Genomic DNA, 13,451 nt, shown 5'->3' on the forward strand with positions numbered 1-13,451 from the left:
AGCAGCGGGATGCGTCTTCGTGGGGGTACGAGGGAACGGACGAGACCCCGTGCCGCAGGGCAGGGGGTCTCGTCCGTCAGGGGAGTGCCGGGCGGCTCAGCGGGCGCCGAGCAGGTGCTCGGTCGCGAGCTGCTGCAGGCGCACGAAGCCGAAGCCCTTGCCGCCGAGGTAGGCGTCGGCGTCGAACGACTCGTACGACGCGGTGTCGGCGAGCAGGTCGTCGTACGACTCGCCCTCGTTCAGCGTCGGGGTCTGCAGCTCGGCGACCTTGGCGGCGGCCAGCGCCTCCTGCACCTCGGGGTCGGCGCGGAAGGCCGCGGCGCGCTCCTTCAGCAGCAGGTAGGTGCGCATGTTCGCGGCGGCCGAGTCCCAGACTCCGGTCTCGTCCTCGGTGCGCGAGGGCTTGTAGTCGAAGTGGCGCGGGCCGTCGTAGGAGGGGACTCCGCCGGGGCCGCCGTTCTCGAGGAGGTCGACGAGCGAGAACGCGTTGTGCAGGTCGCCGTGACCGAAGACGAGGTCCTGGTCGTACTTGATTCCGCGCTGGCCGTTGAGGTCGATGTGGAAGAGCTTGCCGTGGTAGAGCGCCTGGGCGATGCCGGCGGTGAAGTTCAGGCCCGCCATCTGCTCGTGGCCGACCTCGGGGTTGACGCCGACGAGCTCGGGGCGCTCGAGCGAGTCGATGAACGCGATCGCGTGGCCCAGCGTCGGCAGGAGGATGTCGCCGCGGGGCTCGTTGGGCTTCGGCTCGATGGCGAAGCGGATGTCGTAGCCCTTGTCGGTGACGTAGTCGCCGAGCAGGTTGACGGCCTCGCGGTAGCGCTCGAGAGCGGCGCGGATGTCCTTCGCGGAGTCGTACTCGGCGCCCTCGCGGCCGCCCCACATGACGAAGGTCTGCGCGCCCAGCTCGGCGGCGAGGTCGATGTTGCGGAGGACCTTGCGCAGCGCGAAGCGGCGCACGTCGCGGTCGTTCGAGGTGAAGCCGCCGTCCTTGAAGACCGGGGCGCTGAAGAGGTTGGTGGTGACCATCGGCACGACGAGGCCGGTCGACTCGAGCGCACCCTTGAGGCGGTCGATCTGGGTCTGGCGCTCGGCGTCGGTCGAGCCGAACGCGAAGAGGTCGTCGTCGTGGAAGGTGAGGCCGTAGGCGCCGAGCTCGTCGAGCTTCTCGACGGCGTGCACCACATCGAGGGGCTCGCGGGTCGGGCCGCCGAAGGGGTCCGTGCCGTTGTAGCCGATGGTCCAGAGGCCGAACGAGAACTTGTCGGCGCGGGTGGGGGTCAGGGACATGGATCCGATCCTTTCCGGCGACGTCGCCGAATTGTTGTTGTGGCCAACATATCGGGGGCGGCGGCTGCGCGCAATGCGGATCGAGTGCCTCCGCGTCGACATCCGCCGGATATGTCGCGGGTCGCGACAAACCTGTTGCGGAAGCGCTTCGACTCTGCGTACAGTGCTTAGCAGCACAGCCCCGTCGAAGCGTTTCGAGCATCGGAGGGGTCCGACGACGAGGTCCGGCAGGAGGAACGATGGCGACCATCCACGACGTCGCCCGCGCTGCCGGGGTCTCGATCAGCACGGTGTCCTACGCCCTCTCGGGCAAGCGCTCCATCGCCGCCACGACCCGTCAGCGGGTCGACGAGGCCGTGCGCGAGCTCGGCTACCGGCCGCACGCCGGAGCCCGGATGCTGGCCGGGGCGCGCACGCACATCCTGGCCCTCTCGGCGCCGATGCGCGGCGAGCTGCACCTGCCCACCCACATGCGCTTCGTGACCGAGGTGCTCGAGCGGGCCCGCGAGTCCGACTACGACGTGCTGCTGCTCGTCACCGACGAGGCGTCCAGCGGCATCGGCCGCGTCTCCTCCTCCTCCCTCGTCGACGGCATCGTGCTCATGGGCGTCGACGACGACGACGACCGCGCCGCGCTCATCCGCGATGCGGGGGTGCCGGCGACCTTCATCGGCGTCCCCTCCGACGCCCACGACCTGGCCTGCGTCGACCTCGACTTCGCCGAGGCGGCGCGGCGCAGCGTCCGCACGCTCGCCGAGCAGGGCCACCGCTCCCTCGGGCTCATCGAGCACCCGCAGTCGTACACCGACCGCAACGCCGGCTTCGTGCGCCGCTTCGACGACGCGTTCCGAGCGGAGTGCGACGCGCTCGGCCTCGAGGTCGTCGTCGAGCGCCCGCACCTCGGCCGAGCCAGCGCCGCGTCCGCCGTCGACGCGATCCTCGGATCCCCCCTCGCCCCGACCGCGCTCGTCCTGCACTGCAACGAGCCGGTCGCCGAGGCCGCCGTCGAGCGCGTGCTCGAGCGCGGCCTCTCCGTCCCCGGGGACCTCTCGGTCCTCGCCGCCTGCGCGAGCTACGACGGGGCGGCGCTGCCGGTCCCGGTCAGCTCGTTCCCCCTGCCGTTCGACGCGATGTGCCGTGCGGCCGTCGGTCGCACCCTGCAGCAGATCGAGTCCGGACGCACCGTCGGGGTCGATCTCCTCCCGCCCCACTACGTCGATCGCGGCTCCGTCGCGCTCGCGGCGATCCGCGCCCGTTCGCCGATCGCCTCCTGACGCCCCTCCCTCCTCGTCCTCTTTTCCCGACTCCCCGTCGGCCGATCGTCGAAACGCTTCGACGCATGGCTGATCGGAGAGCGCTCCACCACCACCCACGCAGTCACAGCCCAGCGGCACCGTCCGAAGGAGAACACCCGCTATGTCGCCTCGTCCCCGCACCGCCTTCCACCGCCCCACCGCCGCCGCGGTCGGCTCGCTCAGCCGCCGCGGCCTGATCGCCGGAGGCGTCGGCATCGGCGCGATCTTCGCGCTCGCCGCCTGCTCCGGAGGAGGATCCGACGCCGGATCCGACGCCCTCGCCACCGAGGTCGACGGCGCCGGCCGCACCCTCACCATGTGGGACTTCGAGACCCCCGACAGCGACCGAGGCATCGCCTGGCTCGCCGCCCGCGACATCTTCACGAAGGAGACGGGAGCCGAGATCGCCTACGAGTTCAAGGCGTTCGAGCAGCTGCGCACCGGCGCCAGCCAGATCTTCAACTCCAACTCTGCCCCCGACGTCGTCGAGTACAACAAGGGCAACGCGACCAGCGGACTGCTCTCGAGCCAGGGCCTGCTCACGAACCTCGACGAGGCCGTCGAGTTCTACGGCTGGGACAAGCTCGTCCCGGGAGCCCTCCAGACGACCGCCAAGTACGACGAGGACGGCATCATGGGCTCCGGCTCCTGGTACGGCATCCCGAACTACGGCGAGTTCACCTTCGTCTACTACAACGAGGACGTCTTCGCGGCGAACGGCATCGAGGTGCCGACGACGTACGACGAGTTCATCGCGGTGCTCGACGCCTTCGTCGCCAAGGGCATCACCCCGCTCGCCGAGGCCGGCGCCGAGTACCCGCTGCAGCAGCTCTTCTACCAGCTCGCGCTGCTGAAGGCCGACCGTCAGTGGATCACCGACTACCAGACCTACACGGGCGAGGTCGACTTCTCGGACGCCGCGTGGTCCTACGCCGCCGACCAGCTCCAGGAGTACGTCGACAAGGGCTACATCTCGCCGGACGCCTCCGGTCTCAAGGCCGAGGACGCGGGCACCGCCTTCATCTCGGGCGAGTACCCGATCTTCTTCTCGGGCTCGTGGTGGTTCGGCCGCTTCAAGACCGAGATCACCGGCTTCGAGTGGAACACCTTCCTCTTTCCGGGCGCCGAGTTCACGATGGGCTCCGCCGGCAACCACTGGGTCATCCCGGAGACGGCGAAGAACAAGGACCTCGCCTACAAGTGGATCGACATCACGATGCGTCCCGAGATCCAGAACCTGATCGGCAACAACGGAGGCATCCCGCTGGTCGTCGACGAGTCGGCGATCACGGACGAGAAGAGCAAGGAGCTGCTGTCGCAGTGGAAGACGGTCGTCGACGGCGACCAGCTCTCCTTCTACCCCGACTGGCCCACCGCCACCTTCTACGACGACCTCGTGGCCGCGACGCAGGAGCTGCTCAACAAGTCGACGTCGACCGACGAGATGCTGTCGCAGCTCCAGGAGAAGTACGACGACGGCGTCGACGACATCAAGTGACGCGCAGCGTCACTTGAAGGCGGCCAGCCCCGCGCCCACAGGCGCGGAATGACCGCGGAAGCCTCGACAACGCGACGGCGACCCCTCAATGGGGTCGCATGAAGCTCCGCTGAGCTTCCGCCTCCCCTCCCGCGAGACGCCACTCCGGTACACGACACGACGTCGGACCCGTACCGGAGCGGCATCTCGCGGCCCCCTCCCGCACGCCTCCCCGCACACCCCTCTAGGAGTACCCATGACGACGACCGCACCGCGTCGCGCGGAGAGCGCGCCACCGCCTCCGGCCGCGAAGCCCCCGCGCGAGAAGCGCTCGAGCGGCTACTGGCTCTACCTCATCCCGGGCTTCGTGCTCTTCGCGTTCATCGTGCTGATCCCGCTCGTCTGGAACGTCTACATCAGCTTCACCTCGTGGCGCGGCATCAAGCCGCCGATCTTCATCGGCCTCGAGAACTGGGTCGAGCTGATGGGCGACGACCAGTTCTGGACGTCGTTCCTCAACTCCGTCTACATGATCATCGCCATGGTGATCGTGCCCACGATCCTCGGCCTCCTGCTCGCCGCGATCCTGTTCGACCTGGTCGGCAAGAAGTTCGGCGGCAAGCTCGCGAGCTTCCTCCGCGCCACCTACTACCTCCCGCAGATCCTCCCCACGGTGATCGCGGCGATCGTCATCGGCTGGATCCTCCGCCCCGACAACGGCGCGCTCAACTCGATCCTCGAGGCGGTGGGCCTCGGCTCGCTCTCGCACGACTGGCTCGGCAAGCCGGACACCGCGATGCTCTCGATCATGGTCGTGATGATCTGGGTCCAGCTGGGCTACCCGGTCGTCATCTTCATGGCGGCGCTGCAGCGCGTGGATCCCGAGCTCTACGAGGCGGCGGAGCTCGACGGCGCGAACTGGTTCCAGCGCTTCCGCTGGATCACCGTGTCGATCATCCGCCCCGAGATCTTCGTGGTCACCCTCACCTGCACGATCGCCGCGCTGAAGGTCTTCGGACCGATCTACGCGCTGACCCGCGGCGGTCCCGGCGACTCGACGATCGTGCCGAGCTACTACTCCTACACCGAGTTCTTCCAGAAGCAGCAGGTGGGCTACGGCGCCACCATCGCGACCGCGCTCACGATCGTCATCGTGATCCTGGCCGTGCTGTTCATCCGCGCCCAGGAGCGCGTCGAGCGCAGCGAAGGAGCCCGCTGATGTCGGCCGTCGAGACCCTGCCCCTCACCCAGGCGGGCACCGCGGACAGCGACCTGACCACGTCGCGCCGCGCGCCCAAGCCCGCCAAGGGCACGACCAAGCGCACGATCGGCGACTGGGCGATCCTCGTGGTCGCGATCGTCATCGGCCTCGTGATCATCAGCCCGGTGCTGCTGATCCTGCTCAACTCGTTCAAGACGCCGGCCGAGTACTCCGCCGGTGGCCCGCTCGCGTTCCCGACCGGCCTCTCCTTCGACGGCCTGTCGACCTTCTGGGAGCGGGTGAACTTCCCCGAGAAGCTCGGCAACTCGATCCTCATCTCGGGATCGGTCGCGATCCTCGCAGTCGCGCTCTCGGTCCTGAACGCCTACGCGATCGGCATCGGCCGCGTGAAGGGCCGCAGCTGGATCATCGTGCTGTTCCTGCTGGCGAACATGCTGCCGCAGGAGGCCCTGCTCTACCCGCTGTACTACATGTTCAAGGCGGTCGGGATCTACGACAGCCAGCTGTCCGTGATCATCATCTTCACGGTCATCCAGTCGGCCTTCGGCACGTACCTGCTCTCGAGCGTCTACGGCACGTTCCCGAAGGAGATCCTCGAGGCCGCGGCGCTGGACGGCGCGTCGAAGTGGCAGGTGCTCACCCGGGTGATCGTGCCGATCTCGCGGCCGACCCTCTCGGTGCTGATGATCTTCTTCTTCATCTGGACCTGGAACGAGTTCCTCATCCCCCTGGTGTTCCTCGTGAGCGACGCGACGCAGACCGTCCCGATCGCGATCTCGAGCCTCCAGGGCGACAAGATCATGGACGTCACGACGACCAGTGCGAGCGCCTTGCTGGGCCTGCTCCCGACGCTGATCTTCTTCCTGATCTTCCAGCGCACGCTGACCCGCGGCATCACCGCCGGCGCGGTCAAGTAGCACCACCTCCGCGAGCGGGGGCCTCTCCGGCCCCTGCTCCGCGGCGCCCGCACTCCGCACGACCACCTCCACCGCCACCAGAGAGGCACACGCATGAAGTTCACCGACGGGTTCTGGCAGACGAGGGCCGGATTCACCGCCCTGTTCGCGCAGGAGGCGTACGACATCCGCGCCACCGGCTCCGCGCTGGAGGTGATCGCGCCGACGAAGGTCATCCAGGGCCGGGGCGACGTGCTGAACCGCCCCGCGCTCACCGTCACGGTCTCCTCGCCCGCGGAGGGCGTCGCGAAGGTGCGCATCGAGCACTGGCGCGGCGCGGCGACCCGTCCCGGGTTCGCCCTGGCCGAGGGATCGGTGGGCGAGGCGAGCGTCACGGAGGCGGGCGGAGTGCTCCGCACGGGCGACCTCGAGGTCCGCGTCGCGCAGGGCGCACCCTGGTCGCTGGAGTTCTGGGACACCGCGACCGGCACCCGTCTCACCGGCTCCGGCCACAAGTCCCAGGGCTACCTCACTGGACCCGACGGCGACGCGTACGTGCACGAGCAGCTCGACCTCGGCGTCGGCGAGCTCGTCTACGGTCTCGGCGAGCGCTTCGGACCGTTCGTGAAGAACGGCCAGACCGTCGACGTCTGGAACGCCGACGGCGGCACCTCCTCGGAGCAGGCCTACAAGAACGTCCCCTTCTACCTCTCCAACCGCGGCTACGGCGTGCTCGTCAACGACCCCGGGCTCGTCTCGTTCGAGATCGGCTCGGAGTCGGTCGAGCGCGTGCAGTTCTCGGTCGGCGGCGAGGCGCTGGAGTACCTGGTGATCCAGGGCCCGACGAAGAAGGACGTGCTCCGCCGCTACACGGGGCTCGCCGGCCGCCCCTCCGTCGTGCCCGCGTGGAGCTACGGCCTCTGGCTGACCACGAGCTTCACGACGAGCTACGACGAGGAGACCGTCAACTCCTTCATCGACGGCTTCGCCGAGCGCGAGCTGCCGCTGTCGGCCTTCCACTTCGACTGCTTCTGGATGCGCGAGTTCCAGTGGACCGACCTCGAGTGGGACTCCCGGACCTTCCCCGATCCCGAGGGCATGCTCGCCCGCCTGCACGACCGGGGCCTGAAGACCTGCGTCTGGATCAACCCCTACATCGCCCAGGCCTCGCCGCTCTTCGCGGAGGGCCGCGAGAAGGGCTACCTGCTGAAGACGACGTCGGGTGACGTCTGGCAGTGGGACCTCTGGGTGGCCGGCATGGCGCTGGTCGACTTCACGAACCCGGAGGCGACGCGCTGGTTCCAGGACAAGCTGCGCGTCCTCGTGCGCCAGGGCGTCGACTCCTTCAAGACCGACTTCGGCGAGCGGATCCCGGCCGAGGGCGTGGTCTGGGCCGACGGCACCGATCCGGAGGCCATGCACAACTGGTACACCCAGCTCTACAACCTCGCGGTGCACCAGGTGCTCGTCGAGGAGCTGGGGGAGGGACGCGCGACGCTCTTCGCCCGCAGCGCCACGGTCGGCGGGCAGGCCCTCCCGGTCCACTGGGGTGGCGACAACACGTCGTCCTACGTGTCGATGGCCGAGACCCTCCGCGGCGGCCTGTCGCTCGCGCTCGGCGGGTTCGGCTTCTGGGCCCACGACATCGGCGGCTTCGAGGGCACGCCCGACCCGGGCGTCTTCAAGCGCTGGCTGGCCTTCGGACTGCTCTCCTCGCACTCCCGACTGCACGGCTCGACCTCGGTGCGCGTGCCCTGGGAGTTCGGCGACGAGGCCGTCGACATCACCCGTCGCTTCACCGAGCTCAAGCTCTCGCTGATGCCGTACCTGTACGCGGCGGGGGCGGAGGCGGCCCGCGAGGGGATCCCGGTGATGCGGCCGATGACGCTCGAGTTCGAGGACGACCGGAACGCCTCTCACCTGGACACGCAGTACATGCTCGGCCACGACCTGCTGGTCGCCCCGGTGTTCACCGCCGACGGCTCGGTCGAGTTCTACCTGCCCCGCGGCCGCTGGACCAGCTGGTGGACCGGCGAGACCACCGACTCGACGGGGGAGTGGCGCCGCGAGGTGCACGGCTTCGACACCCTGCCGCTCTACGTGCGCGAGGGGGCGGTGGTGCCGGTGGGCTCCCGGACCGACGTGGCCGAGTACGACTACCTCGACGGGCTGGAGCTCCGGGTGTTCCCGGGCGGCGACGGCGTGCGCGAGGTGCGCATCGTGGCGCACGACTCCGGCGACGAGACGGTCTTCACCGTCAGCCGCTCGGGCGCCGACGTGAGCGTCGACGGGCCAGAGGGCAGCTGGACCTGGAGCCGCGCGGGGGCGTGAGCCTGCGGACTGTCGGCTGAGAGGAGGGGATATCGCCTGACAGCGGTCATCCCCTCCTCTCAGCTGACGATGCGCGCGGCCGACGGCTGCGATGCGCGCGGCGGGGGTGCCGAGAGCCGCCGATAGGCTGATGCGAGACCAGAGGAGACCGCGGAATGCCCGATCACGCGACGCGCGGCAACACTCTCGACCGGGTCCGACGCCACAACCTGGCCGCGATCCTGCGCCTCGTGCACCGCGGCGGCCCCCGCTCGCGCTCGCAGCTGACGCGGGCCACCGGGCTCAACCGGTCCACGATCGCCGCGCTCGTGGGCGAGCTGGTGGAGCTGGGCATCGTGCGCGAGCGCGATCCCGACACGCTCAATCAAGTGGGGCGGCCGAGCCCGATCGTCGAGGCCGACCCGCGGGTGGTCGCTTTCGCCGTGAACCCCGAGATCGACGCCGTGACGGTCGCCGTGGTCGGCTTCGACGCCGAGGTGCGCCGCCGCCTCCGCCGCACCGCGATCGTGCCGACCGCCGAGGCGGCGGCCGCGCTCGCCGCGGACGCGATCGCCGAGCTGCGCGCCGAGCTGCCCGCCGACGCCCGGACGGTCGGCATCGGAGTCGCGGTTCCCGGCCTCGTCCGCGACGCCGACGGTCTCGTCCGCACCGGCCCGCACCTGGGCTGGAGCGACGAGCCGTTCTCGCGGATGCTCGCCGACGCGACCGGACTGCCCGTCCTCTCGGCCAACGACGCCAACCTCGGTGCGCTGGCCGAGAGCGTGCTCGGCGCCGGCCGCGACGTCTCGCACCTGATCTACCTCAACGGCGGCGCGAGCGGCGTCGGCGCCGGCGTGATCGTCGGAGGCGCCCCGCTGCACGGCATCGACGGCTACGCGGGCGAGATCGGCCACACCCTCGTCAACAGCGCGGGGGTCGACTGCCACTGCGGCGCCGTCGGCTGCCTCGAGACCGAGGTCGGCCGCGCCGAGCTGCTGCGCGTGCTGGGCCTGGAGGAGAGCGAGCGGCTGGAGGAGGCGCTCGCCGCCTCCGACGACCCGGCCGTCCGCGCCGAGGTCGAGCGCCAGCTCGGCCACCTCGCGGTGGCGCTGCGCAACGTCGTCAACATCTTCAACCCGCAGCTGGTCGTGCTCGGCGGGTTCCTCGGCGCCCTCGTCGGCGTGGCGCCGGGGTTCCTCGAGGAGCGCCTGACGCACGGCGGGCCGTTCCGGGTGGCGCTGGACTCCGTCCGCATCGCGCGCACCGAGCTCGGCGGCGACCTGCTGATGATCGGAGCGGCCGAGCTGGCGTTCGAGCACCTGCTCGCCAATCCGCTGGCCGCGCCGCTGCATCCGCTCGGCCCGTGACGGCCGGGGCTTGGGCAGGGCGGCGGTAAGCGCTTACCCTGCTGGAGGACCACCGGGACCGGACGCCACCGTCGGCGCCCCGGCCCGCACCACCGCTGCGGCGGTCGAAGGAGAGAGCACATGCCCGTTCGCTACGGAGGCGACTACAACCCCGAGCAGTGGCCGAAGGAGGTGTGGCCCGAGGACGTGACCCTGATGAACCGCGCCGGCGTGAATCTCGCGACGGTGGGCGTCTTCTCGTGGGCGCACCTGGAGCCGCGCAACGGCGAGTTCGACTTCGCCTGGCTCGACGAGGTCCTCGACGGCCTGCACGCCGGCGGCGTGCGCGTCGACCTCGCCACCGCCACCGCGTCCCCGCCGCCGTGGCTGAGCCACGAGCACCCCGAGATGCTGCCCGTCACCGCCGACGGAGTGGTCCTCGGAGTCGGCTCGCGCCAGCAGTACGCGCCGTCCTCGCCCGTCTACCGCCGCTACGCCGCGCGCCTGGTGCGCAAGCTGGCCGAGCGCTACGCCGGCCACCCCGCGCTCGAGATGTGGCACATCGGCAACGAGTACGGCTGCCACGTCTCGCACGACTACTCCGAGTCGGCGGTCCTCGCGTTCCGCGAGTGGCTGAGCGTGAAGTACGGCAGCATCGAGGCGCTCAACGAGGCCTGGGGCACCGCCTTCTGGTCGCAGCGCTACTCGAGCTTCGAGGAGGTGCGGCCTCCCGCGGCGATGCCGACGCTGCCCAACCCGACCCAGCGCCTCGACTTCGACCGCTTCTCCTCCCGCCAGCTGCTCGAGTGCTACCTGGCCGAGAAGGAGATCCTGCGCGAGTACTCGCCCGAGACTCCCATCACCACGAACTTCATGGGGCTGTTCAAGCCCGTCGACTACTGGGCCTGGGCCCCGCACGTCGACGTCGTGTCGGACGACCTCTACCCCGACCCCGCCGACCCGGAGGCGCCCTTCACCGCCGCGGTCGCGCGCGACCTCATGCGCTCGCTCGGCGAGGGCCGCCCGTGGCTGCTGATGGAGCAGGCCACCAGCGCCGTCAACTGGCGCCGCAGCAACGCGCCGAAGAAGCCCGGGCAGATGCGCGCCTGGAGCTACCAGGTGCTGGGCCGCGGAGCCGACGGCATCCTCTTCTTCCAATGGCGGCAGTCGCGCGCCGGCGCCGAGAAGTTCCACTCGGGGCTCGTGCCGCACGGCGGTCCCGAGACCCGCGTGTTCCGCGAGGTCGAGGAGCTGGGCGCCGAGCTCGGCCGCCTCGACGAGATCCTCGGGACCGAGGTGGAGTCCCGCGTCGCGATCGTGTTCGACTGGGACAGCTGGTGGTCGATCGAGCAGGACGCGACTCCGGGCGCGATCGACTACGCCGCGCACGTCACCGCGTGGCACCGCGAGTTCACCCGCCGCCACGTCACGGTCGACTTCGTGCGCGCCTCCGGGCCGTTCGACGGCTACGACCTCGTCGTCGCGCCCGCACTCTTCGCGGCCCGGGCCGAGGATCTGGCCGGCCTCGCCGCGTACGCGGAGGGCGGCGGGCACCTCGTCACGACGTTCCAGAGCGGCATCACCGACGAGGACGCGCACATCACCGAGGGCGGCTACCTCGGCGCGCTGCAGTCGACGCTCGGCGTGCGCGTCGAGGAGTTCGCTCCGCTCGCCTCCGCCGACGCCTTCTCGGACGAGCTGCCCGACTCGACGGTCACCGGTTCGCTGGAGGGCGTCGTCACCCGCTGGCGCGAGTACCTGCACGCCGAGGGCGCCGAGGTGCTGGCGCGCTTCACCGACGACCTCGACGGCTGGCCTGCGATCACGCGGCGGGAGACGACCGGCGGCGGATCCGCCTGGTACGTCGCCACGTGGCCCGCGCCCGAGCTCCTGGGAACCGTCGTCGAGCGCGCGCTCGCCGACGCGGGCGTGGAGGGCGTCGTCGCCGAGCCGATCGAGGGAGTGGAGCTCGTGCGCCGCGGCGCGCTCGTCTTCGCGATCAACCACGGCCGCTCCGACGCCGTCGTGCCGATCGCCGGAGTCGACGTGCTGTCCGGCGAGCGTGCCGACTCCGTCACCCTGGCACCCCAGGGGGTCGCACTGCTGCGGGTGGGATGAGAGCGCTCACGGCGTCGAGCCCCGTCGATCACGTCCCCGGATGAACTGATAGTCGAATCAATTCGATCGAGGGGGAGTGCAGGAGCGCCCGCGGCGGTTAGCGTGAGGAGCGGTGCAGGGATGCGAGCATCCCGCGCCGCTCCTCGCGGCCGTTCCGGCGCCGCTCCCGCACGATTCCGCCCCGCTCCCCGCGCCTCGCGCAGGAAGGCCTCCGTGACCACCGTCGCCCCGACGCCCACCGGCTCCGTCCCCGTCCACCGCCACCCCGGCGACGCCCTGACCACGCGTCAGCGCCTCGTCTACGTCATCGTCCTGGGAGCGCTCACCGCGCTCGGGCCGTTCACGATCGACCTCTACCTCCCCGCCTTCCCGGTGCTGCAGGACGAGCTGAACGTGTCGGAGGCGGCGGTGCAGCTGACGCTGACGGGCACGACGCTCGGCTTCGCCCTCGGCCAGCTGATCGTCGGCCCGTGGAGCGACGCGGTCGGCCGGCGCCTGCCGCTGATCCTCGCCACCGCGGTGCACGTGCTCACCTGCATCGGCGCCGCGTTCGCCCCCGACATCGTCTGGCTCGGCGTGTTCCGCGTGCTGATGGGCGCGGGAGCCGCGGCCGGCGGCGTCGTGGCGATGGCGATGGTCCGCGACCTCTTCGGCGGGCGTCCGCTGGTCCTGATGCTCTCCCGCCTGGCGCTGGTCTCGGGCCTGGCGCCCGTGCTCGCCCCGGTGATCGGCTCGCAGCTGCTGCTGGTCATGGACTGGCGCGGCGTGTTCGTCTTCCTCGCCGCCTACGGCCTCGTCGTGATGATCGCCGTCGCCCTCCTCATCGTCGAGACGCGCCCGCGCACCGCCCGCGGCGACCGCGACCGCCGCTCGCTGCTGCAGCGCTACCGCTCCGTGCTCGGCGACCGCCAGTTCGTGGGAGTGGCGCTCATCGGCGGCATGACCTTCGCCGGCCTCTTCACCTACCTCTCCAGCTCGGCCTTCCTGTTCCAGGGCCTCTACGGCTTCGATCCGCAGCAGTACGGCCTGCTCTTCGCCGTCAACTCGCTCGGAGTGGTCGTGGGCGTCCAGGCGTCCTCGCGGCTCAGTCGCCGCGTCGGCCCGCAGTGGATCCTCGCGATCACCACGATCTCGCTGTTCACCACCGCCGGGCTCATCGCGCTCTTCGACGCGCTCGGCTTCGGCCTGTGGGGCACGCTCGTGCCGCTGTGGCTCTTCATCGCGTCGTGCGGCTTCAGCTTCCCGTGCGTGCAGGTGCTCGGACTCGTGAACCACGGCAAGGAGGCGGGCACCGCGGCGTCGCTGCTGGGCGCCGTGAACTTCGGCATGGCGGGGATCCTCTCGCCGATCTCGGGGATCTTCGGCGCCTCCTCCGCGATCCCGATGGCGCTGGTGATGATGACGACCGCGGCGATCTCCATCCTGGCGCTCTGGCTGATCGTGCGGCCGCGCACCGTGGCGGCGCTGCAGGACTGACGCAGCGGCTCCGCGCCCCGCGCG

Annotated in this window: 9 protein-coding genes; 8 read left to right on the plus strand and 1 reads right to left on the minus strand. The window is 70.6% G+C overall.

What is annotated here, in order from left to right; genetic code table 11:
- Positions 1-96 precede the first annotated feature (96 nt).
- Positions 97-1,287 carry a xylose isomerase gene (xylA, locus tag IOC53_RS09815; protein ID WP_055791178.1) on the minus strand — a complete coding sequence of 397 codons (1,191 nt, stop codon included), beginning with the start codon at positions 1,285-1,287 and terminating at the stop codon, positions 97-99.
- A 239-nt stretch (positions 1,288-1,526) separates the two neighbouring features.
- On the opposite strand from xylA, the gene IOC53_RS09820 reads away from it, so the two are divergent.
- From IOC53_RS09820 to IOC53_RS09855, 8 genes are all read left to right on the plus strand, one after another.
- The gene (locus IOC53_RS09820; protein WP_207405230.1) at positions 1,527-2,561 is read left to right on the plus strand and encodes a LacI family DNA-binding transcriptional regulator; all 1,035 of its coding nucleotides are present in this window, start codon (positions 1,527-1,529) and stop codon (positions 2,559-2,561) included.
- Positions 2,562-2,703: 142 nt separating this feature from the next.
- Positions 2,704-4,080, plus strand: coding sequence for an ABC transporter substrate-binding protein (locus IOC53_RS09825; protein ID WP_207405232.1), 1,377 nt, complete (start codon positions 2,704-2,706; stop codon positions 4,078-4,080).
- Between the two features lie 235 nt (positions 4,081-4,315).
- Positions 4,316-5,278: a carbohydrate ABC transporter permease gene (locus tag IOC53_RS09830; protein ID WP_207405234.1), complete on the plus strand. Its 963-nt coding sequence runs from the start codon at positions 4,316-4,318 to the stop codon at positions 5,276-5,278.
- Positions 5,278-6,198 (plus strand): carbohydrate ABC transporter permease, encoded by a 921-nt coding sequence (locus IOC53_RS09835; RefSeq protein WP_207405236.1) that lies wholly within the window; start codon positions 5,278-5,280, stop codon positions 6,196-6,198. Before IOC53_RS09830 ends, IOC53_RS09835 begins: the two co-directional genes overlap by 1 nt.
- 93 nt (positions 6,199-6,291) lie before the next feature.
- Entirely contained in the window at positions 6,292-8,508 is a 2,217-nt protein-coding gene (gene yicI, locus IOC53_RS09840) for an alpha-xylosidase (RefSeq protein ID WP_207405238.1), read from the plus strand.
- A gap of 155 nt (positions 8,509-8,663) precedes the next feature.
- A complete protein-coding gene (locus IOC53_RS09845; protein WP_207405240.1) occupies positions 8,664-9,854 on the plus strand; it encodes an ROK family transcriptional regulator in 1,191 nt (396 codons plus the stop codon).
- A 120-nt stretch (positions 9,855-9,974) separates the two neighbouring features.
- Entirely contained in the window at positions 9,975-11,951 is a 1,977-nt protein-coding gene (locus tag IOC53_RS09850; RefSeq protein WP_207405242.1) for a beta-galactosidase, read from the plus strand.
- 120 nt (positions 11,952-12,071) lie between these two features.
- Entirely contained in the window at positions 12,072-13,427 is a 1,356-nt protein-coding gene (locus IOC53_RS09855; RefSeq protein WP_207405244.1) for a multidrug effflux MFS transporter, read from the plus strand.
- The last annotated feature ends 24 nt before the right edge of the window (positions 13,428-13,451 follow it).

Source organism: Rathayibacter sp. SD072, assembly GCF_017355185.1.
Taxonomy (GTDB): Bacteria; Actinomycetota; Actinomycetes; order Actinomycetales; family Microbacteriaceae; genus Rathayibacter.